Genomic DNA, 19,777 nt, shown 5'->3' on the forward strand with positions numbered 1-19,777 from the left:
GGCTACCGAAGATGGTGGCCTGGACCCAAGAGTTCAAGCGTAACGATGTGACGGCATGGTCATGGCGGTGGCAAGGCCAGGGCTTCGCGGGTCAGGGAGCCACCGCCACGGGGCCTCGCATCCCGCACCAGGGCATCCTCCGGGAGCGCCCTGCCCTCGGTCAGGTGTGCCCAAGCGCGGTCCAGCGCGGCGAAGCCATACGGCAGCAGCGGCACATGGCGGTCGCCGAAGTCGGGAAAGGAGAGGAAGGCATCGAAATGCTGGGCATACGGCACCTTCCACAACACGGGCGACCGGCCGGACGCGCGCAGCCATGCCACGTACGGCTCGGAGCTGAAGGCGACAGGGATCAGGCCGTCCTGCGCGCCGTGCACCACCAGCACGGGAAGGTCGGCGCGCGGCAGCTTCGCGACGGTGGATGCCACGCCGGCACGCAGGTCGGTGGCGTCCTGCCCCTGCCCTTCCCACAAGCTCCGCAGACACCGCACGCCCGGCAATGTGGGGTCCAGCGACACGTCCGTACCGCCGGTCAGGCTCACGCCCACGCCGGGCGGCACGCCGGACCCGTCGGCCCACCAGGACGCCCTGACCGCCGCATCGAAGGGAGCGCCGATGTCGGCGTGGTAAGTGAAACCGCAGGGCATGCGACCCGCCGCACGCCGTGTATAGGCCGATGCATAGGCGGCGGCGACGGAGCGCCAGAGGTCCAGCGACGTGGATGCCGCGCCGACCTTCATGGCGTCGCCCTGCCAGCCCGCCGCGCGTAGCCGGTCCAGGGCCTCGTCGGCCTGGGCGCCGGGCATCGCCGCATGCAGAAGGCCATGCGCTCGCAACATGGCGGCGCGCAGGGCCCAGCCAGGTGGCGAGGCTAGCCCTATCCTGGCGAACGGCACGCCGTCGAAGAAGCGCGAACCCAGCGCCGCCGGAAGCCAGAGCGCGGCTTCCGTGGCATAGTCGTAGAACGCGCGGCCGCGGCCCTCGACATGGATGTTCGGTTCCAGCGCCACCACCGCCGCGAGGATGCCCTCGTCGTCGTCGCCCGCAGCCCGCAGCACGGCACCTCCGCCGTTGGAGATGCCGGTGGCGAGGATGCGCGTGTTGCGTGCGGTGAACGGCGCTTCGTCGGGAAATGCCCGATCGAGCATGGCCAGGCCGAATCGAGCAGCCTGCAATACATGCCGCCCCCAATCCGCCTCGGGATTGTCGCCCGAGTGCGCATGCTTCACCGCGATCCCTGCATCGGTAGGTGCATCAACCGGCTCGAATTCCAGCGGTATGTCACCCGCCTTCGCGCGGGTACCGTCGAGTGCCACGCCGGTGAGATCCGCCGTATCGAAATAGCCCGACCCGGCGCCCTTGTCGGTATAGGCCACAGCGCAGCCGCGAGGCAGACCCCAGCCGCCCGCCAGGGCGATGGAACCGTAGATACCCCGCGAGCCCGACGATGCCGTGACCACGAGGCAACGCTGCCCGTTGTCGAACGCATCGGGCACCTGCACCAGCATCCGGTGCGGCGCGCGTGCACCCGGCAGCGTGGCGAACGCGGTGTACTCGCGGCCCGGCACCGGTGGCAGGCGGCCGTAAAGCGTGCCAAAACCACCGAGCAGACCGAGATCAGCGATGCCCTTCCAGCTGCTGTGGATCGCTCGGCGACGCAGTTCCTCGGGCGTGGGCGTCATGGGCAGCGCGAAGGCCGACGGAGTGCCGGCCAGGCCGCGAAGGCCCAGCCCGGCGCTGAGCAGGTCGTCGCTGTCGCGGTGCGTGGTGGCGCGAACATCGCCGACAGTGTCGGTGAGGGACATCGACGTTTCCTTTCGGCCGAGTCAGGAACGGAGGACGATGCGCCACCTCGCCGCTGGATAGCAACACCGTTACCCCGCCGATTCAAGCAGCGAATGATCCGCCCACGGGGCTAACGCCACTCTTCTAACGGGGTCCTAACAAAACGACCGCTCCCCGCCACTAGCATCGGCCATGCATCGATCCCCATGGAGCGACGGATGGAACGCGAACTGAAGCTCGGCGACAAGCGGATTGTCCTCCAGGACCCTAACGGTGCCCTGGCGCATACCATCGATGCGCGCAGCGGTCGGCCTCCGCCCGATACGTCTCGAACCCAGGCGAGCGAGGCGGCTACACTGCCACCCCAGGGGTTTCCCGATACCTCCGATCCGCTCGGCGTGGCGCATGCCGAAGGGCAGCTCTACGGCGCCATCTACCAGGGCAAGGTGGGTCCAGCTACGTTCGTCGTGAGTGGGTTGTTGTCGTTGCTAGGCGTCTTGTGCGCCGTCGCAGTGATCAGCGAGCAGGAATGGAGCGCCCCGCTTCGTGCCGTGGCGGGGACGCTCGTGGTTCTGGCGGATGCATGGATCTTCTGGGTCGTCTTTCGCCGCATGCGCACGCGCAGACTCAAAGACGCACGATCGAGCTGACCACTCGCAGCACCTCGGCCCGCGTATCCAGGCGGCGGTGCGCATCCGCCAGCGCCATGGCCCCGGCCTTGAAGGATGGATCGGTGAGCAGGCGCTCGACCGCGATGCGCACTTCTTCGACACGGGCGGCGTTTGTCTGCAGATCGATGCCCGCTCCGGCCCACGCCACGCGTGCGCTGACGTCCGCCTTGTCCTCGGTGAGGCCCGCAGCCACGATGGGAATGCCGTGGGCGAGTGCCTGGTTGACCGTGTTGTAACCGCCGTTGGTGACCAGCACGTCCACCTTCGGCAGCAGCCACTCGAAGGGAAGATAACGGGCGACCCGCGCGTTGGAAGGAAGGCCGCCGGTGAGCGATTCCACCGGTCGGCCGCCGGTGGTCACGACCACGAGCACATCCGGCCTGTCCGCCAGGGCAGCCAGCGTGGGTTCGACCAGCTGGCTGAAGTCGTGGTTGGACAGGGTGCCCTGCGTGACCATGACGACCTTGAGCACGCCGTCGAGGTCGTCGGACCACGCGGGTAGCGGTGCCTGGTTGGGCGTGATGGGCAGCGCGCCCACGAAGCGGACGGTCGTCGGCATGTCGGGACGCGGGTACTCGAAGTCGGGCACGGTGAGCTGGATATGGGCGTCGGGCAGACAGGTCACCGCGTCGAGGATGTCCATCGGCAACGGCGGTGCGCCGGCCGACGCCAGGCAACGGTCGATATGGGCGGCAAACGGATGGGCGAAGCGGCTTTCCACCTCGTCGGCGACGGTGGCATAGGCGGCTTCCTCGGCGGCGTCGCGAGCGGGTGGCAGGCCCACGTTGCAGGGACCGCGGTCCGGTCGGTGCCAAAGGAGAAAGGTGGTGCCGCACAGCAGGATGGCCGGCCGGGCCGAACGCTCGCCGAGCAGGAGCGGCAGGACGCCGAAGAAGAGGTTGTCGGCGACGATGAGATCGGCGGCGAAATTCGCCATGACCTCGCGCAAGCCCCGGTGCTGGGCGCCGAGGGGATCGGCGAAAACCCGCTTGAAATAGAAGAGCGTCATGGCGGGACCGGGTTCGAGCTCCGCGAATTCCGGATAGGCAGCGAGCATATCGCTGGCGTCCACGTCGGCCTCGCCCGGAAAGGGATGGAACCGGGCACCGATGGCTTCGATGCGGTCGCGGAAATGGGTGGCCGACAGGCCGACGACCTCGTGGCCGGCGTCGACGAGCATGCGGCCGACGGCGAGGACGGCGTTGAGGTGGCCCAGCAGCGGGACCGACGTGATGATGATTTTCATCCGGGTATTGGACGATCCAAGGACCGAGGAATCTGTCGGCGCAATACTCGAAAGTCTGTCGGCCGACGCACCTGCCGGAGCGGGTCCAACGACTGCTATTCTCCGATTCCCGGCAGGAGCCGGACGAAACCAAGGGGATAAAGAGCAATGATTGCCCGCCGTACCGTCGTGCTGTCCGCCGCCATCGTCGCGGGTCTGGGGCTGGCCGCCTGCCACCGGAAAGACGAAGCACCCACCGCCGATCCGAAGGCGATCGCCGCCGCCCAGGCCGCCATTTCCTCGCCGGCCTGGCTTCGCCAGCACCTGCCCGCGCAGACCGTCGCCTACGTGCGCTTCCACGCGCCGTGGGCCCTTGTCGGCGGCATCCCCACCGGACGGCCGCTGGACGCCGCGCTGTCGACCAAGGCGAATATCGACGCCATTGCGAAGGTGCGCGAGGCCATCGCCAAGGATAAAGCGCTGACCGACGCGGGGATCGGACCGGCGCTGAGCCTGCTGCTGGGCGACCTGCGCTCGCCGATCGAAATCGTCCTTATCGATCCGCTCGGCATACCCGCCCCAACCTCGCGCGTCGTCGCCACAGCGAAGCTCTCGTTCGATTCGGTGGATGCCTTCAACAAGCAGGTCGCTACCTTGTTCACCACCCCAGCGATCGCCGCGCCGCTGGATGCCCAGGGCAACGGCAAGCTGGTTACCGGCGGCGCCGTCCGCTATGTGGTCGCCGAGCACCGCCTGTGGATCACCCAGTCGATGCAGCAGCCCAGCGACAGCCAAACCCTCGACGAACTGATCGCCACGTTCGGCAAGTCCACCGCGGCGACCGCCCCCGCCACCTTGTCTGCGCTGGAAGCACGTATCGACACCTCGGGCCAGGGCCTGTTCGGCTGGGCTTCCATCCGTGGCGTGGGCGGTGTCGCCGCCGCACAGGCCGGTGACAATCCCCTGGGCAAGCTGCCGGCCGACTTTGCCAGCAAGGCCGACGCGGTGGCTTTCGGCGGCGGCACGGTGGATGGCCGCGGCCAGTTCCGCATGATCGTCCATGCGCCGCAGGCGCGCCTGCTGCAGTACATTGCGCCGCGCTCGTTCGCCCCGGACTTCAAGACTGTCGGCAAACCGCGCTGGGCGATGAACTTCGCGCTGCCCGGTGCGGAGGGCTACAAGGCGTTCGAGGACAACCTCAACCTGGACTTCGGCGCGGAAAACGCTGGCAAGGTGCGCGAAGCGCTGGCAAAGATGCGCCAGACCTACGGCTTCGACGTGGCCGACTACACGAAGTGGCTGGGCCCCGAATCGGTGGTCTTCGCCGATGATGCCGGTGAGTTCTTCGCCATCCGTGCGCGCGACCGCAAGGCCTGGTACGCCCGCATCGACGAGATGACCAAGGCCGGCCGCTGGCGCAGTGGCGAGACCACCGTCGAGGACACCCATGTCCATTGGCTGGTCATGCCCGGCGCCCCATACCTGGCCGAGAAAGAAAGCGAAGTGAGCCAGCAGGTCAAACCGTACCTGGCGATCGCCCAGCGGGTCGGAACGCGCCTGTACTGGGTCGAGGAAGGCGACTGGATCGTGTTGGCCAAGGTGCCCCAGGCCCTGGCCGATCGCGCCGCCGGCAAGCCCGACACGTCCATCGCCGACTGGTACAAGGACCGCGCCTACCCGGGCGTGCGCACCCTGATCGGCTTCACCGCCACCAGCCACGGCGCCCAGCGCGACGCCTATTATTCCTATCTCCAGTTCCTGCAGTTCGTCGGCGGGATCGCGGGCCGCGACATCGACATCTCCGCCCTGCCCGCCGCGCATACGCTGGGCCTGCCGTCCGACGGTGTACTTGGCGCCGCCATCGAGACCGACCATGACACGTTGGGGCTGTCGCTCACCTACGAGCAGGCCCCGACGGAGTTCATCGGCCGGAGCAACGCCGCTGGCTCGGTAGCGGGTATAGCCATCATCGCCGCCATCGCCGTCCCGCAATACCAGCAATACATGCTTCGCAGTCAGGTGACCGCGGCGCTCGGGGCCGCCGAGCCCGCGAAGACGGCGGTAGCCGCGCGACGGCTCGCCAGCGGCAAGTTCCCTTCCAGTAACAAGGCCGCCGGCCTGGGCCCCGCCGAGTCGCTGGGCAACGAGTATGCGGGTTCGGTCGAGGTCGGCCAAGGTGGCGAGATCGCCATCACGCTTGACGACCAGCCGCCGCACAAGGCCGATTCGAAGCTGACCGGCGGGCGCCTGGTCCTTATGCCGGAGGTCGAGGCGGGCCGCGTGAACTGGATCTGCGCCGGCGACGGCATCGACGAGCGGTACCTGCCGGCGACCTGCAAAGGCCAGCTTCCGGGGCTCTGAACGGGGCATGGGGCGGGGTCGCCTGAACGGCGCCCCGCCGGTCATGCGGAAGTCGTCAAATTCCTTTATAATCGGCGGCTTCCCAACCTAAAGAGGCGATCCGGCTGTACGCCGGCGCATAACGCATGTCGATCGAATTCCTGCGCAACATCGCTATCGTCGCCCACGTCGACCATGGCAAGACCACCCTCGTCGACCAGCTTCTGAAGCAGTCGGGCACGCTCAACGAGCGTACCGTGCTCGCCGAGCGCGTCATGGATTCGAACGACCAGGAAAAGGAGCGTGGCATCACGATCCTGGCCAAGAACACGGCCATCACCTGGGAAGACAAGAAAAAGGGCGTCAAGAACCGCATCAACATCGTCGACACCCCGGGACATGCCGACTTCGGCGGCGAAGTCGAGCGCGTGCTGTCGATGGTGGACACCGTGCTGATCCTGGTCGACGCGATGGACGGCCCGATGCCGCAGACGCGCTTCGTCACCCAGAAAGCGTTTGCGATGGGCTTCAAGCCGATCGTCGTCGTCAACAAGGTCGACCGTCCCGCAGCGCGCACGGAATGGGTGGTCGAGCAGGTGTGGGATCTGTTCGCCAAGCTCGGCGCCACCGACGAGCAGATGGATTTCCCGATCGTCTACGCGTCGGCGCTGAACGGCTACGCCTCGCTCGACGAGAATGCCCGTGAAGGCGACATGACCCCGCTGTACGAAGCGATCATGCAGCACGCGCCGAAGCCGGACGTCGATCCGGAAGGCCCGTTCCAGATGCGCATCAGCCAGCTGGACTACAACAACTTCGTCGGCGTGATCGGCATCGGCCGTGTGCAGCGCGGTACCCTGAAGAAGGGTATGCAGGTCGCCGTGATCGACCGCGAAGGCAAGAAGCGCCAGGGCAAGATCGTCCAGGTGCTCGGCTTCCTGGGCCTCGAGCGCATCGAGCAGGACAGCGCCGAAGCCGGCGATATCGTCGCTATCTCGGGCATCCCAGACCTGACCATTTCCGACACGCTGACCGCACCGGATACGCCGGAAGCGCTGCCGGCCCTGAGCGTCGACGAGCCGATGATCAGCATGACCTTCCAGGTCAACAACTCGCCGTTCGTCGGCAACAAGGATCTCTCGGGTGGCAAGTTCCTGACCAGCCGCCAGCTGCGCGAGCGTCTGGACCGCGAGAAGGTGCACAACGTCGCCCTCCGCGTCGAGGACGGCTCCGACGCCGACAAATTCCTGGTCTCCGGCCGTGGCGAACTGCACCTGTCGGTGCTGATCGAGAACATGCGTCGCGAAGGCTACGAGCTGGCGGTGTCGCGTCCGGAAGTCATCCTCAAGGAAATCGACGGCCAGAAGATGGAGCCGATCGAGGAACTGGTGATCGACATCGAAGAGATCCACCAGGGCGGCGTGATGGAGCGCCTCGGCATCCGCAAGGGTGAGCTGAAGAACATGGTCTCGGACGGTAACGGTCGCGTGCGTCTTGAATACGAGATCCCGGCCCGTGGCCTGATCGGCTTCCAGAACCAGTTCAAGACCCTCACCCAGGGTTCCGGCCTGCTGTTCCACGTATTCAAGGAATACGGCCCGTACACCCCGGCTCCGATCGCCAAGCGCCAGAACGGTGTGATGATCGCCAACGCTGGCGGCAACACCCCGGCCTACTCGCTCGGGCCCCTGCAGGAGCGCGGCAAGCTGTTCGCCGCCGAGGGTGACTCGGTGTACGAAGGCCAGCTGATCGGCATCCACGCGAAGGACAACGACCTCACCGTCAACGCGATCAAGCCGAAGCCGCTGACCAACATGCGCGCCTCCGGCAAGGACGATGCGATCCAGCTGACCCCGGCCACCAAGTTCACGCTGGAACAGGCCCTGGACTTCATCGACGACGACGAGCTGGTCGAAGTCACGCCGAAAGAAATCCGCATGCGCAAGAAGCACCTGACGGAACAGGATCGCAAGAAGGCGTCGCGCGGCTAAGGCCAGACGATACCTGCGATCCAATCAGAGCCCGGCACACGCCGGGCTCTTTTTTTACGCCGAAAATCCATCAGGTAGGAGCCCACGATGTGGGCGAACCCTCAAGGCGGCTACGGCGGATGAGGCCATGCGCCATGCGAGCGGTTCCGTGGGTTGAACGAAGATGCTTCTATGGGGCTTTAGCAGCCGTGTCAGGAGGGTCTAAAGACGCTCGCCTGTGCGAAATGGTTTGCCTCATTCGCACTAGCTACCTTGAGGGTTCGCCCACATCGTGGGCTCCTACCCTGGCGAGCGAGCGTTGTGAGAGGCGGGCGTGGGATGTGGTTCGGTTGCCAGTTCACCGCGGTAACGGGGCATGTAGGCGGGGAAGTCGCGGCGGACGAAGGCGATCAGGCCTTCGCGGACCTTGCAGCGCAGGTCGAACGACTTGCCGGAGTCCATCGAACTGACCAGGGCGCGGATCTGCATCGCCTTGTCGTTCGCTTCGACCACCTGCAACACGATGACGCGGCCGTCCCACTCGGCGGCGTCCTTGCAGATGCGCTGCAACTCCGTGCGCAACGGGTCCAGCGGCAGGCCGTAGTCGAACCACAGCAGCACCGAACCGAGTATCTGCGAGTTGTTGCGTGTCCAGTTCTGGAACGGCGTTTCGATGAAGTATTGCAGCGGCACGATCATGCGGCGCTGGTCCCAGATCGCCACCACCACGTAGGTGCTGGTGATTTCCTCGATCCGTCCCCACTCCCCTTCGACGATCACCACGTCGTCGATACGGATCGGCTGCGTCAGCGCGATCTGGATGCCGGCGATGAGGTTGCCCAGCACCGGCTTGGCCGCAAGGCCCACGGCAAGGCCCGCCAGGCCCGCCGACGCGAGCAGGCTGGCGCCGAACTGGCGCACGGTGGGGAACGTCATCAACGCCACGCCCAGGCCGAGCACGATGACCACGACCATGCCGGTGCGTGCCAGCACACGGACCTGCGTCTGCACGCGACGCGCGCGGAGATTGTCTTCCAGGTCGATGGGATTGAAACGGGATACCGTGGCTTCCAGCGCGCCGATGCAACGGACGAGGAACCAGGTACAGGCCCCGATCAGCATCACCGCGATCAGGTGTTCCAGCCCGTCGATCAGGCGCTCGGGTTGCTCCGGCGCGGCACGGAAGGTCAGCAGCAGCATCGCCAGCGGCACGATCACTTCCATCGGCGCCTTTGCGCGCGCGATGATGCTGGCACCGCGTGGGTGTCGCAGGGTGAAGCGACGCAACAACAGGTCGACGAAGCGTCGGAGAATACCCGCGACGGCCAGCGCGATCACTACGATCAACGCGAAACGCGTCCACGGATGCGAAAAATCGGGCATCCAATCGGAGGGGTTCATGGGCGAGGAGCCTAACGCCCCGGATGTCCACATTTTGTTGTGATGCAGCAATCGGAAGGTAAAACGTCGGCATGAGTCACGACGATCCACACGGTTTCATCCTGCCCGACGTGCTCGAAACGGGCCTGGCGCTAGTGTTCTGCGGCACCGCGGCAGGTACGCGATCGGCCCGCGACAGCGCCTATTACGCCCACCCGGGGAACATGTTCTGGCGCACGGTACATGCGGTGGGCCTGACACCGCGGCTGCTGGCACCCGCCGAATATCCCGTGATGCCGGGTTTCGGCATCGGCCTGACCGACCTGTCGAAATTCCATTACGGCAACGACGCCGAGCTGCCCCGCGACGCGTTCGATGTCGCCGCGCTGCACGAAAAGCTGGCGCGATTCGCCCCACGCGCCCTCGCTTTCACCAGCAAGCAGGCCGGACGCTCCGCACTCGGCAGGCCGGTCGGTTTCGGACGGCAAGCCGTGGATATCGGCCACACTGCCGTCTTCGTGCTGCCCTCCCCGTCCGGCCAGGCACGGCGATCGTGGGACATCGAGCCCTGGCGACAGCTCGCGGCCTTCGTGCGCGATCAGCCGCCCGGCGTCGATCGATAGGCGCGCACGTCGCCAGGTGACACGGCCAAGGCCTTGTTCGACCAGGCCTGCCGGATGTAGGTCACGACCGCCGCCGCATCGTCGTCGCCGAGTTTCTGCGAGAACGGCGGCATGGAATAGGGTCGCGGGTTGTCGCGCGTGGCCGGCGCGAAGCCGCCGCTCAGCACGATGCGGATCGCGTTGATGCCCGTGGGTTCGGTGACCGAGGCATTGCCGTCCAGCGCCGGGTAGGCGTCGCCCTTGCCGCGCCCGTCGTCGCCATGGCATTGCGCGCAGTGTGCCGTATAGGCTGTCTTGCCGTTACGCGCGAGGTCGTCCGCACCGGCCGCGGATTCGCGTTGCTCCGCGGGTTCGCGTTCCGGCAGCGCGGCCAGGTAGCTCGCCATGGCGGCAAGGTCGGCATCGGTGAGGTGCTGCGTGCTTTGCAGCACCACCTCGGCCATCGGCCCCAACGCCGTGCCTTTCGCAGAACGACCGGTCTTCAACAGTGCCACCACGTCCGCCTCCGTCCAGCCGGACAGTCCCCCATGGCGGCCCATGGACAGGTCCGGCGCGTACCAGTTCTGCGTGGGGATGATGCCGCCGGCGAGGTAGGGCTCGGTGACCATGGCACCGAAACGGTTGCGGCTGGCGTGGCACTCGTTGCAGTGGCCCAGGCCCTGCACTAGGTAGGCACCGCGGTTCCACGCCGCCGATCGTTTCGGATCGGGCCGGAACTCGCCCTCGTCGAAGTACAGCGCACGCCACGAGGCCATCAGCGAACGCATGCTGTAGGGCCAGCGCAGCGTCGGCTCGGGTACCGAACGCTTCACCGGCGCCAGGCTCTTCAGGTAAGCGAAGATGGCATCGGTGTCCGCGCGCGTCACCTTCGTGTACGAGGTGAACGGGAATACGGGATACAGCGAGGTATCGTCGTGCCCCTTGCCTTCATGCATCGCCCGGTAGAAATCGTCGGCATGCCATGCGCCCAGGCCGGTCTCCCGGTCGGGCGTGAGGTTGGGCGCAACGATGGCGCCGAACGGCGTACCGATAGCGCGGCCGCCGGAAAACGGCACGCCGCCCCGCGCGGTATGGCACGACGCGCAATCGCCCGCCGCAGTGAGGTAACGGCCACGCTCCTCGACGGTCTCGGCATGCACGGGAAAACCCGCGAACACCAGAAAAGCGAGGTACAGGCAACGTACGGGATGAACGATCGGCAGGTTCATCGACTCATCCTCCCAACACGCCGCAGCGCATCGGCGGCGTGACACTGCCGGCCGGTTCGGCATGGGTATCCTCGGGCACGGGGCGCGTAGCCAGCCACGCCGATACCGCGCTGATGTCCGCATCGCTCAGCCGGCTGACGATCGTCGCCATGCAGTCCGGTGCGGTCGTACTGCGCGTGTCGGTGCGCCAGGAACCCAGTTGTGCACTGATGTAGTCGTACGGCAGGTTGACCAGTCCCGGGATATCCGGCTGGACACCGGCCAGACGTGCACCGTGGCAGGCGACGCAGGCGGGCACGCCTTTCTGCGCATCGCCGCGCAACACCAGTTGCTCGCCACGTGCCGTGGCGCGTGGCGTCATCGCCGGTGCCGGCTGCTTCGTATAGGGCACCTGCTGGGCGGAGAAGTAGTCGGCGATCTCGCGAAGGTACGCGTCGCTCAACGGGGCGACGGTGTATTCCATGATCGGGTAATGCCGCAGGCCTTTCTGGAAGTCCTGCATCTGCCTATGGAGGTAGCCCGCCGGCTTGCCGGCCAGGCGCGGGTTGAAGCCGTTGTCCCCACCCTCCCCGTGCGCGCCATGGCAACTGGTGCAGGCGGCAATACGTTGCACGAGGGTATCGGGCACCGTGGTCGTATCCTGCGCGCGCACCGCGAGGGCGCACAGCGCGATGACAGCGACGGCGAGTCGGCTCGGAAGACGCATGGACACTCCCTGATGTAGCGAGGCTCGAGTATAGCCATGCGCGACAGCCGTCAGATCGGGCATCATCGGCAGACGTCGCCAAGGGGGAACACCATGCCGCACCTGTCGAGAAAACCGGCCGCGCTCGTCGTTGCGCTGGCGCTCGCGCTCACCGGCGCCGCCACGCACGCCCGTGACGCGGTCGATGACGACGCCTTTGCGTCCATCGCGACCCTCCGCCAGGCTTACAGGTCCGGGACATTGACACCCGAAGGCCTCACCGCCCTCTTCCTCCGGCGTATCCAGGGCATCGACAAGGCGGGTCCGTCGATCCATGCGGTGCTCGAGACCAACCCCGACGCGCTGTCCATTGCGCGCAAGGCAGGCCGTGAGGGCCCGCTGGCCGGCATCGCGATCCTGCTCAAGGACAACATCGACACCGGCGACCGCATGCTCACCACGGCCGGCTCGCTGGCCCTGGCGACGAAGCCGGCGCCGCGCGACGCCACCGTGGCGGCGAAACTGCGCCAGGCCGGCGCCGTGATCCTCGGCAAAACCAACCTCAGCGAGTGGGCGAACATGCGCTCCACGCACGCCACCAGCGGCTGGACCGGGCGCGGCGGCCTGACCCTCAACCCGTACGTGCTGGATCGCAACGCCTGCGGCTCGAGTGCGGGCTCCGGCGCGGCGGTCGCCGCCGGCCTGGCCACGGTGGCGATCGGCAGCGAGACCGACGGTTCCATCATCTGCCCCGCCTCGATGACCGGACTGATCGGGATCAAACCCACGGTCGGGCTGGTCAGCCGTGCCGGCATCATTCCCATCTCGAGCAGCCAGGACACCGCCGGCCCCATGGCACGCAGCGTGGCCGATGCCGCGACGGTGCTGGGCGCGATCGCAGGCAGCGACCCGCGCGATCCGGCCACGAAGGACGCGGACAAGCACGCCACCGACTACACACGGTTCCTCGACCCCAACGCCCTGCGTGGCAAGCGCATCGGCGTGGTGCGGCAGCTGGCGGGCATCGAGCCCAACGCCGATCGCGCCCTTGAGCACACCATCGCCTTGCTCCGGGCACAGGGCGCCACCGTGGTCGACAACGTGACGCTTCCGCACCTGAAGGAACTGAGCGAGCACGAGCTGGACGTGATGCTCTACGAGTTCAAACACGGCATCGACGCCTATCTTGCCGGCCGTCCCGACCAGCCGATGAAGAACCTCGCCGACCTCATCGCGTTCAACGACCGCGAGGCCGCGCGCGAGATGCCGTGGTTCGGCCAGGAACTGTTCCTGCAGGCACAGCAGAAGGGCGACATCACCGATCCGGCGTATATCGCGATGCGTGACGCCAACCGGCGCCTCGCGGGGCCCCAAGGCATCGACGCCGCGCTGGCGAAAGACCACCTCGACGCCCTGCTGGCGCCCAGCTGGGGACCGGCCTTCGTCAACGACCTGGTCCTGGGCGATCATGTGGTGAGCGGCGACCCGACCGTCGGTGGTGTATCCGCACCCGCGGCGATCGCCGGCTACCCGTCGATCACCCTGCCCGTCGAGTTCGCGCACGAGCTGCCCGTGGGCGTGGTGTTCTTCGGCACGAAGTGGAGCGAGCCGACCCTCATCGCCATCGCCTACGGCGTGGAGCGACAAGCCCGGGCCTTCCGGCGTCCGCGGTTCCTGCCGACGCTGCCGACACACTGATCGGCAGCGTCGTGGCCCTACATCACAGGCGCATGCCTTCGAACGGGTTCCAGCTGTCCTGGCCCTTGACCCGCTTGAGGTAGAACGAGTAATTGACCACCAGCATGTAGAACACGCTGAAGCCCGTGCCGAGGCCGCGATACACGACGTCCGGCGCGTTGAACACCGTCATCAGCACCATGACCGCCACCTCGAGCCCGAGGATGGCGAGCGCCTTCTTCCACAGGCCCAGGATGCAGAAATAGATCGGGCCGAAGAAGAACGCGAAGAAGTTGGCGTTGACGATGAGCTTCTGCTTGAACGGAAGCTTCTTCAACTCTTCCTTGTAGCGCGGGGAACTGGGACCGCCGAAACGCTCGAAGAAGGCGAAGCGGGTGTTCCACTTCGCATTGAGCGTGGGATCGGTGACGAACTCGGCTTCTGCCATGGCATAACTCCTGTGGGGATATCGCGCGGGACACGCGAGCGCAGGATGTTACGGACGTAAACGCCGTTACGTAACAAAAAAAAACCGCACCTGTCGGTGCGGGTTTTTATGTGGCAGGGGCCCGGAATCAGGCCTTGTTGGCAAACTCGCGGACGATCGGCGCGAGCTTCGGATCTTCCAGCGCCATCGCCATCGTGGCACGGACCAGGCCGGCCTTGTTGCCGCAGTCGAAGCGCGTGCCGGCGAAGCGGTAGGCCAGCACCTTGCCCTTGGCCTTGAGCAGATCCTCGATGGCATCGGTGAGCTGGATCTCGCCGCCGGCGCCCTTCTCCGTCTTCTTCAAGTACTCGAAGATCTCGCACGGCAGGACATAGCGACCTACCACGGCGAGGTTGGACGGGGCATCGGCCGGCTTGGGCTTCTCCACCATGTGGCGAATGATCGTGGCGCGATCCGTGACCGCCTCCGTCGCATCGACGATGCCGTACTTGTCGGTGTCCTGCTCGGGCACTTCTTCCACGGCGATGACACCGGCGTCGTTGGCGTCGGCCACCTCGGCCATCTGGCGCAATGCGCCCGGACCGGTCTTGTTCCAGATCAGGTCGTCGGGAAGCATGACGCCAAAGCGCTCGTTGCCCACCACCGGCGCGGCGCGCAGCACAGCGTCGCCAAGGCCGAGGGCTTCCGGCTGCGTGACGAACACGCAGCGCACGTGCCGCGGCAGGATGCCCCGCAGGATGGAAAGCAGTTCATCCTTGTGCTTCTCGGCCAGCTTCTCTTCGAGTTCGTAGGCCTTGTCGAAGTAATCGGCAATGGCGTGCTTGTAGCGGTTGGTGACGAACACCAGCGTGTCGGCACCGGCGTCGACGGCCTCGTCCACGGCGTACTGGATCAGCGGACGATCGAGCACCGGCAGCATTTCCTTGGCTACCACCTTGGTCGCGGGGAGGAAACGCGTACCGAGGCCAGCCACGGGAAATACGACCTTGCGCAGGGGTTGGGTCATGCGATGTCTCCACTTTCGTTACGACGTAACGGCAGCACGTTGTCGCTTTGCGGCTCGCTCCAGCGGAACGACGGCAGCAGCTGCGACACGCACCGACGCAGGGTTTCTTCATCGAACGCCGCCACGGCCTCCTCGGCCCTGGCCAGCTGCACCTGAAGCATTTCCCACGAGACCTGGCGATGCTGCGCCTGGAAGATCTTCGCGTGGGTCGTGCTCGTATAATTCTCCAACGGGTGGAACAATTCTTCGAACAGCTTCTCACCCGAGCGAAGACCGGTATAAACGATCTGGATGTCCGAGCCGGGACGCTTGCCGGCCAGGCGGATCATCTGCTCGGCAAGGTCGCGGATCTTCACCGGGTCGCCCATGTCCAGCGCGAAGATCTCGCCACCCTTGCCCAGGCTGGCCGCCTGCAGGATCAGCTGGCAGGCCTCGGGAATGGTCATGAAGTAACGCGAGATCTCCGGGTGGGTGATCGTCACCGGACCGCCCTGGCGGATCTGCCGGCGGAACAACGGCACCACCGACCCTGCGGAATCCAGGACGTTACCGAAGCGAACCGTAATGAAACGTGTAGACGTATGCGCGGCGAGATTCTGGCACCAGATCTCCGCCATGCGCTTGCACGCACCCATCACCGAGGTGGGATTGACCGCCTTATCGGTGGAGATGAGTACGAACGATGCCGCACCGCAACGCACCGCGGCATCGGCGACGACGCGCGTGCCGAGCACGTTGTTGCGGAAGGCCTCGCGCAGCTGGCCCTGCAGCATCGGCACATGTTTGTACGCGGACGCATGGAAGACGATCTGCGGCTGCGTCTCCTGGAACAGGCGGTTGATCGCCGTGGCGTCGCGCGCATCGGCCAGCACACCGTTGAAGATCAGCTCCGGATAAGCCGAGGTCAGTTCCTGGCCGATGCGGTAGAGGTTGTATTCGGACATCTCCACCACGGTCAGCGATGCCGCCCCCAGGCGGGCCACCTGCCGGCAAAGCTCGGAGCCGATCGAGCCGCCGCCACCGGTCACCAGCACCCGGCCGCCGCTGATATTTTCGCGGATCGCCGTCCAGTCCAGTTCCACAGCGTCGCGGCCGAGCAGGTCCTCGATCGCGACTTCCTTGATTTCGTTGAACTGGGCACGCCCCGCGACCACATCTTCCAGGCGCGGCACCGTGCGGAACGGCAGGCCGGTACTTTCGCAGAAGGCGACGATGCGGCGCATCTGCGCCGTGGTGGCGCCCGGTACAGCGATGAGCAGCATCTGCACGGCGACGGCCTTGGACAACTCGGCCAGCTGGTCCACGGTGCCCAGCACCGGGATGCCGCCGATCTGGGCCCCACGCAGTGCCGCGTTGTCGTCGACGAAACCGATGACGCTGTAACGGCTGTCCCGACGCAGGTCGCGCGACAACGCCTCACCCGCGCGATCGGCGCCCACGATCAGCACGCGCTTGGTCGGCGTGGACTGAAACAGGTCGATGCGGCTGTCTTTCCAGAAACGGTAGCTCAGGCGCGGCACGCCCAGCAGGACCACCAGGACCACGGGATAGATCATGAAGACCGACCGTGGGACCCCATCCAGGCGCGAATACATGACCATGGCCAGACCGATGATCAGGGTGCCGAAGCACGTGGCGCGGATGATGTTCCACAGGTCGGGCAGGCTGGCGAAGCGCCATACGCCCTTGTAGAGGCCGGTCCAGTTGAACACGGCACCCTGCACCAGCAGCACGATGGGAAATTCCATCGGCAGGTAGGATATCGGTGCCAGGTCCGGCATCAGGGCGTAGCGGAGGGTCTTCGCAATCCACCAGGCGAACGCGGCCATGGCCAGGTCGTGGGCGACGACCGCCGTGCGGGGATGGATGATGCCGATGAACTTACGCAGAAACATGTCGCTCCCTTCGACGCAAGCCGTAACGCTTGCCAGTACGCCAGACCGCGGCTCCCGCCAGGTAGGTCGCCACGAAACACACGGGCGCCGCCGCCGGGAAGCGGAACGCGATCCATGCGACGGGAACACAGACGAGAACATTCCATGCGAGGTAGGCCAGGCCTACCCTGCGATGCGATGCGCCACGCCTCACCAGCCATTGGTAAAGGTGTTCGCGGTGCGGAGTGTACCAGCGCGCACCGCGCAGCATTCGCACGAGCAACGTCAAGGTCGCGTCGATGACGAAGGCGGAAGAAAAGACCAGCGCCGGCCAGAGGAGTTCCGTGCGCCATGCCCAGAGCATGGCGGACAACGCGAACACCATCAGGCCGAGGGTGGCGCTGCCCACGTCGCCCATGAAGATACGGGCCGGCGACCGGTTGAACCACCAGAAGCCCAGCGACGCGGTGGCCATGGCCAGGCCCGCGCCGGCGAGGGCCGGGCTGCCCGCCGACCAGGCCAGGGCTGCGCAGGCGGCACTGAAGAACATGGCCTGCTGGGCCGCCAGGCCGTCGATACCGTCCATGAAGTTGTGCAGATTGATGCACCACACGCCGGCCAGCAGCAGGGGCACCGCCCACCAGAGGCTGGCAGTGACGGAGGCCATAGCCAGGCACAGCAGGAGCGTCGCGGCCAGCTGGATCGCCAGGCGCGGCCGGATCGGCAGCGAACCGTGGTCGTCGAGCCAGCCGATGCCCGCCACCGCGATCACGGCAACGGAAAACGCCGCGGTGATCGCAGCACCTGGTGAGACCGGGAGGAGCAGCAGAGCCGCCGGCATCCCGGCCAGTGCGCCCAGCACGATGCCGATGCCGCCGCCGCGCGGCGTCGGCACGCTATGCGAGCGGCGACGCCCCGGGGCATCCAGCATGCCGCGCCGGTGGGCGTAGGCGATGGTGGCCCGGACGGCGGCGAACGAGACGAGGAAGGCAGCGAGGCCACAGGCGACCAGCGTCGGCAGGAGGCTGACGACGACGGGCATCATTCGTTGGCAACGCCATGGATGGGACGAACGGTACCCCAGCTCTTGCAGCTGGGGCATTGCCAATGATGGGCCTTGGCACCGAAACCGCAGCGACTGCAGCGGTACATGGCCTGGCCCTCGAGCAGCTTGCGCGTGAGGTCGCGCAGGATCAGGTAGTTCTCCCGCGCCTCACCGGACACCTTGTCCATCGTGGCATCGATGAGCGCCATCAGGCCTCGCACGGACGGCCGCTTGCGCAGCTGCCCGGTCAGGAAATCGATGGCGGTGCGTTCACCGTCCCTGCCCTCGTACAGACGTGTCAGCGCCAGCACCGGCGATATGCCGTGGTAGCGCTCCATGATCTCGCGCAGGAAGGTCTCGGCGCGGTCCATCTGCTGCGAGCGCGCATAGCAGTTGAGCAGCGGCGGCAGGATTTCCGGAACGAAGGCGATATCGGCGGCGATGGCGGCCTCGTACGACGTGATGGCGTGCGGCAGGTCGTCGTCTTCGGAGGAAAGGCGCCCGGCGATCATGTGCGCGCGCACGCAGTCGCGCTGGCAGGCGAACGCCTCGCGGACATAGTCGCGCGCTTCGGTGCGGGCGCCGTGCTGGCGCGACTGCTCGGCCAGTTCGCAGTAGAACTGCGCGATCATCGGCGACTCGTCTTCGCTCGTCATCGTTTCCAGCCGACGCGCGTGATCGATCGCCTTGTGCCATTCGCGCTCGTGCTGGTAGATGGCGATGAGGTGCCGCAGGGCCGACGGGGCCAGCGCATCCATGGCCACCAGATCGGAAAACAGGGTTTCGGCACGGTCCAGCAGGCCCGCACGCATGTAATCCTCGCCCAGTTCGAGCAAGGCCACCGTCTTCATTTCGTCGGAAAGCCCGGGCCGCGAGACCAGGTGCTGGTGCAGGCGAATGGCGCGATCCACCTCACCACGCTTGCGAAACAGATTGCCCAGGGCCAGGTGGGTCTCCACCGTATCCCGGTTGTATTCGGCCAGGCGCAAGAAGACCTCCAGCGCCTTGTCCTGCTCCTCGTTGAGCAGGTAGTTCAGGCCACGGAAGTAATCGGAGGAAAGCGCATTGACCCGCTCACCGGAACGGCGGGTGTGCGTACGGCGGGCGAACCACCAGCCGCTGACGAAGGCCAGCGGGGGGACGAGCGCCAGCAACCAGATCGGATTCATGCGGTCGTTGCGCTGCCTACCTTGCGTTCTTTGCGCTCACGACGGCGCAGGCGCCGATGGGCGAAGGACGTGCCCAGCCAGGCGGTCAGCCCACCCAGGATCCAGCCGACCAGGATGGCGGCGAGGATGGTGCCGCCCTTGGGCAACGAAGCGCGGACAAAGCCGAAGTCGAACGACACGAGATCGGCGTTGAGTGCCCCGAAGACGACCCCGGCGGCGGCGAACAACAGAAGGAAGAGGATGACGAGAAGGCGCATCCACGGACTGTACCCGAATCGTGAACACGATGGTGCAGCGCGGTGGGGCTTTCGTACATAAAAAAACGCCGCGTCAGAGCGCGGCGTCGGTTTCCTCGATCAGGTTTACGCGTTCGCGTAATTCCTTGCCGGGTTTGAAATGTGGCACGTGCTTGCCCGGTAGGGCCACCGCTTCGCCGGTCTTGGGGTTGCGCCCCATGCGCGGCGGACGGAAGTGCAGCGCGAAGCTGCCAAAGCCGCGAATCTCGATGCGCTCACCCGTGGACAAGGCATGGCTCATCTGTTCGAGCACGCTCTTCACGGCGAGTTCCACATCGCTGAAGGCAAGGTGGGTCTGGCGCCGCGCCAGCGCCTCGATCAGTTCCGACTTGGTCATGGGTCCCCTGGTTCTTCTTTAAAGCTGAAGCAAAACACCAG

At 66.3% G+C, this 19,777-nt stretch carries 17 protein-coding genes; 5 read left to right on the top strand and 12 right to left on the bottom strand.

Annotated elements, in window-relative coordinates; translation table 11 throughout:
- Positions 1 to 59 precede the first annotated feature (59 nt).
- Complete coding sequence (locus AB8808_RS13310) at positions 60 to 1,802, bottom strand: 3-hydroxybutyrate oligomer hydrolase family protein (protein WP_369930089.1); 1,743 nt, start codon at positions 1,800 to 1,802, stop codon at positions 60 to 62.
- A 198-nt stretch (positions 1,803 to 2,000) separates the two neighbouring features.
- On the opposite strand from AB8808_RS13310, the gene AB8808_RS13315 reads away from it, so the two are divergent.
- On the top strand, positions 2,001 to 2,432 hold the full coding sequence (locus tag AB8808_RS13315) for a hypothetical protein (protein ID WP_369930091.1): 432 nt from the start codon (positions 2,001 to 2,003) through the stop codon (positions 2,430 to 2,432).
- On the opposite strand, the gene AB8808_RS13320 is transcribed toward AB8808_RS13315, so the two are convergent.
- Positions 2,410 to 3,699: a glycosyltransferase gene (locus AB8808_RS13320; RefSeq protein WP_369930093.1), complete on the bottom strand. Its 1,290-nt coding sequence runs from the start codon at positions 3,697 to 3,699 to the stop codon at positions 2,410 to 2,412. The genes AB8808_RS13315 and AB8808_RS13320 overlap by 23 nt on opposite strands.
- A gap of 147 nt (positions 3,700 to 3,846) precedes the next feature.
- Here AB8808_RS13320 and AB8808_RS13325 point away from each other — a divergent pair, with 147 nt between their 5' ends.
- Both AB8808_RS13325 and typA read left to right on the top strand, forming a co-directional pair.
- Complete coding sequence (locus AB8808_RS13325; protein WP_369930095.1) at positions 3,847 to 6,039, top strand: pilin; 2,193 nt, start codon at positions 3,847 to 3,849, stop codon at positions 6,037 to 6,039.
- Positions 6,040 to 6,164: 125 nt separating this feature from the next.
- Entirely contained in the window at positions 6,165 to 8,009 is a 1,845-nt protein-coding gene (typA, locus tag AB8808_RS13330; protein ID WP_369930097.1) for a translational GTPase TypA, read from the top strand.
- 279 nt (positions 8,010 to 8,288) lie between these two features.
- On the opposite strand, the gene AB8808_RS13335 is transcribed toward typA, so the two are convergent.
- Positions 8,289 to 9,389, bottom strand: coding sequence for a mechanosensitive ion channel family protein (locus AB8808_RS13335; RefSeq protein WP_369930099.1), 1,101 nt, complete (start codon positions 9,387 to 9,389; stop codon positions 8,289 to 8,291).
- Between the two features lie 71 nt (positions 9,390 to 9,460).
- Here AB8808_RS13335 and AB8808_RS13340 point away from each other — a divergent pair, with 71 nt between their 5' ends.
- On the top strand, positions 9,461 to 9,991 hold the full coding sequence (locus tag AB8808_RS13340; RefSeq protein ID WP_369930101.1) for a mismatch-specific DNA-glycosylase: 531 nt from the start codon (positions 9,461 to 9,463) through the stop codon (positions 9,989 to 9,991).
- On the opposite strand, the gene AB8808_RS13345 is transcribed toward AB8808_RS13340, so the two are convergent.
- Both AB8808_RS13345 and AB8808_RS13350 read right to left on the bottom strand, forming a co-directional pair.
- Positions 9,967 to 11,199 (bottom strand): c-type cytochrome, encoded by a 1,233-nt coding sequence (locus AB8808_RS13345; protein ID WP_369930103.1) that lies wholly within the window; start codon positions 11,197 to 11,199, stop codon positions 9,967 to 9,969. The two genes, AB8808_RS13340 and AB8808_RS13345, sit on opposite strands and share 25 nt — an antisense overlap.
- A 4-nt stretch (positions 11,200 to 11,203) precedes the next feature.
- Positions 11,204 to 11,905: a c-type cytochrome gene (locus AB8808_RS13350; RefSeq protein ID WP_369930105.1), complete on the bottom strand. Its 702-nt coding sequence runs from the start codon at positions 11,903 to 11,905 to the stop codon at positions 11,204 to 11,206.
- A gap of 93 nt (positions 11,906 to 11,998) precedes the next feature.
- Between AB8808_RS13350 and AB8808_RS13355 the strand changes: the two genes are divergently transcribed.
- On the top strand, positions 11,999 to 13,582 hold the full coding sequence (locus AB8808_RS13355) for an amidase (RefSeq protein ID WP_369930107.1): 1,584 nt from the start codon (positions 11,999 to 12,001) through the stop codon (positions 13,580 to 13,582).
- A gap of 22 nt (positions 13,583 to 13,604) precedes the next feature.
- Here the strand turns inward: AB8808_RS13355 and AB8808_RS13360 are convergent, their stop codons facing one another.
- The 7 genes from AB8808_RS13360 to AB8808_RS13390 all read right to left on the bottom strand — a co-directional run bounded on the left by AB8808_RS13360 (position 13,605) and on the right by AB8808_RS13390 (position 19,736).
- Positions 13,605 to 14,009 (bottom strand): DUF2628 domain-containing protein, encoded by a 405-nt coding sequence (locus tag AB8808_RS13360; protein WP_036140791.1) that lies wholly within the window; start codon positions 14,007 to 14,009, stop codon positions 13,605 to 13,607.
- 127 nt (positions 14,010 to 14,136) lie between these two features.
- Positions 14,137 to 15,015 carry a UTP--glucose-1-phosphate uridylyltransferase GalU gene (galU, locus tag AB8808_RS13365; RefSeq protein WP_036140790.1) on the bottom strand — a complete coding sequence of 293 codons (879 nt, stop codon included), beginning with the start codon at positions 15,013 to 15,015 and terminating at the stop codon, positions 14,137 to 14,139.
- Positions 15,012 to 16,910 carry a polysaccharide biosynthesis protein gene (locus tag AB8808_RS13370; protein ID WP_369930110.1) on the bottom strand — a complete coding sequence of 633 codons (1,899 nt, stop codon included), beginning with the start codon at positions 16,908 to 16,910 and terminating at the stop codon, positions 15,012 to 15,014. Before AB8808_RS13370 ends, galU begins: the two co-directional genes overlap by 4 nt.
- Entirely contained in the window at positions 16,897 to 17,934 is a 1,038-nt protein-coding gene (locus AB8808_RS13375; protein WP_369930112.1) for an MraY family glycosyltransferase, read from the bottom strand. Before AB8808_RS13375 ends, AB8808_RS13370 begins: the two co-directional genes overlap by 14 nt.
- On the bottom strand, positions 17,931 to 19,103 hold the full coding sequence (lapB, locus tag AB8808_RS13380) for a lipopolysaccharide assembly protein LapB (RefSeq protein WP_369930115.1): 1,173 nt from the start codon (positions 19,101 to 19,103) through the stop codon (positions 17,931 to 17,933). Before lapB ends, AB8808_RS13375 begins: the two co-directional genes overlap by 4 nt.
- Positions 19,100 to 19,360 carry a lipopolysaccharide assembly protein LapA domain-containing protein gene (locus AB8808_RS13385; RefSeq protein WP_369930117.1) on the bottom strand — a complete coding sequence of 87 codons (261 nt, stop codon included), beginning with the start codon at positions 19,358 to 19,360 and terminating at the stop codon, positions 19,100 to 19,102. The genes lapB and AB8808_RS13385 overlap by 4 nt, the downstream gene beginning before the upstream one ends.
- Positions 19,361 to 19,433: 73 nt before the next feature.
- A complete protein-coding gene (locus tag AB8808_RS13390; protein ID WP_036140786.1) occupies positions 19,434 to 19,736 on the bottom strand; it encodes an integration host factor subunit beta in 303 nt (100 codons plus the stop codon).
- Positions 19,737 to 19,777: the final 41 nt, after the last annotated feature.

Origin of the sequence: Xanthomonas sp. NCPPB 2632 (genome assembly GCF_041228075.2) — a bacterium.
Lineage (GTDB): Bacteria > Pseudomonadota > Gammaproteobacteria > Xanthomonadales > Rhodanobacteraceae > Luteibacter.

Excerpts from the sequence above, each read along its gene's own strand:
- typA (WP_369930097.1), top strand. The coding sequence starts at position 6,165 with ATGTCGATCGAATTCCTGCGCAACATCGCTATCGTCGCCCACGTCGAC.
- AB8808_RS13325 (WP_369930095.1), top strand. The coding sequence starts at position 3,847 with ATGATTGCCCGCCGTACCGTCGTGCTGTCCGCCGCCATCGTCGCGGGT.
- AB8808_RS13320 (WP_369930093.1), bottom strand. The coding sequence starts at position 3,699 with ATGAAAATCATCATCACGTCGGTCCCGCTGCTGGGCCACCTCAACGCC.
- AB8808_RS13385 (WP_369930117.1), bottom strand. The coding sequence starts at position 19,360 with ATGCGCCTTCTCGTCATCCTCTTCCTTCTGTTGTTCGCCGCCGCCGGG.
- AB8808_RS13355 (WP_369930107.1), top strand. The coding sequence starts at position 11,999 with ATGCCGCACCTGTCGAGAAAACCGGCCGCGCTCGTCGTTGCGCTGGCG.
- AB8808_RS13335 (WP_369930099.1), bottom strand. The coding sequence starts at position 9,389 with ATGAACCCCTCCGATTGGATGCCCGATTTTTCGCATCCGTGGACGCGT.
- AB8808_RS13350 (WP_369930105.1), bottom strand. The coding sequence starts at position 11,905 with ATGCGTCTTCCGAGCCGACTCGCCGTCGCTGTCATCGCGCTGTGCGCC.
- galU (WP_036140790.1), bottom strand. The coding sequence starts at position 15,015 with ATGACCCAACCCCTGCGCAAGGTCGTATTTCCCGTGGCTGGCCTCGGT.
- AB8808_RS13345 (WP_369930103.1), bottom strand. The coding sequence starts at position 11,199 with ATGAACCTGCCGATCGTTCATCCCGTACGTTGCCTGTACCTCGCTTTT.
- AB8808_RS13370 (WP_369930110.1), bottom strand. The coding sequence starts at position 16,910 with ATGTTTCTGCGTAAGTTCATCGGCATCATCCATCCCCGCACGGCGGTC.
- AB8808_RS13340 (WP_369930101.1), top strand. The coding sequence starts at position 9,461 with ATGAGTCACGACGATCCACACGGTTTCATCCTGCCCGACGTGCTCGAA.
- AB8808_RS13375 (WP_369930112.1), bottom strand. The coding sequence starts at position 17,934 with ATGATGCCCGTCGTCGTCAGCCTCCTGCCGACGCTGGTCGCCTGTGGC.
- AB8808_RS13315 (WP_369930091.1), top strand. The coding sequence starts at position 2,001 with ATGGAACGCGAACTGAAGCTCGGCGACAAGCGGATTGTCCTCCAGGAC.
- AB8808_RS13310 (WP_369930089.1), bottom strand. The coding sequence starts at position 1,802 with ATGTCCCTCACCGACACTGTCGGCGATGTTCGCGCCACCACGCACCGC.
- AB8808_RS13360 (WP_036140791.1), bottom strand. The coding sequence starts at position 14,009 with ATGGCAGAAGCCGAGTTCGTCACCGATCCCACGCTCAATGCGAAGTGG.
- AB8808_RS13390 (WP_036140786.1), bottom strand. The coding sequence starts at position 19,736 with ATGACCAAGTCGGAACTGATCGAGGCGCTGGCGCGGCGCCAGACCCAC.
- lapB (WP_369930115.1), bottom strand. The coding sequence starts at position 19,103 with ATGAATCCGATCTGGTTGCTGGCGCTCGTCCCCCCGCTGGCCTTCGTC.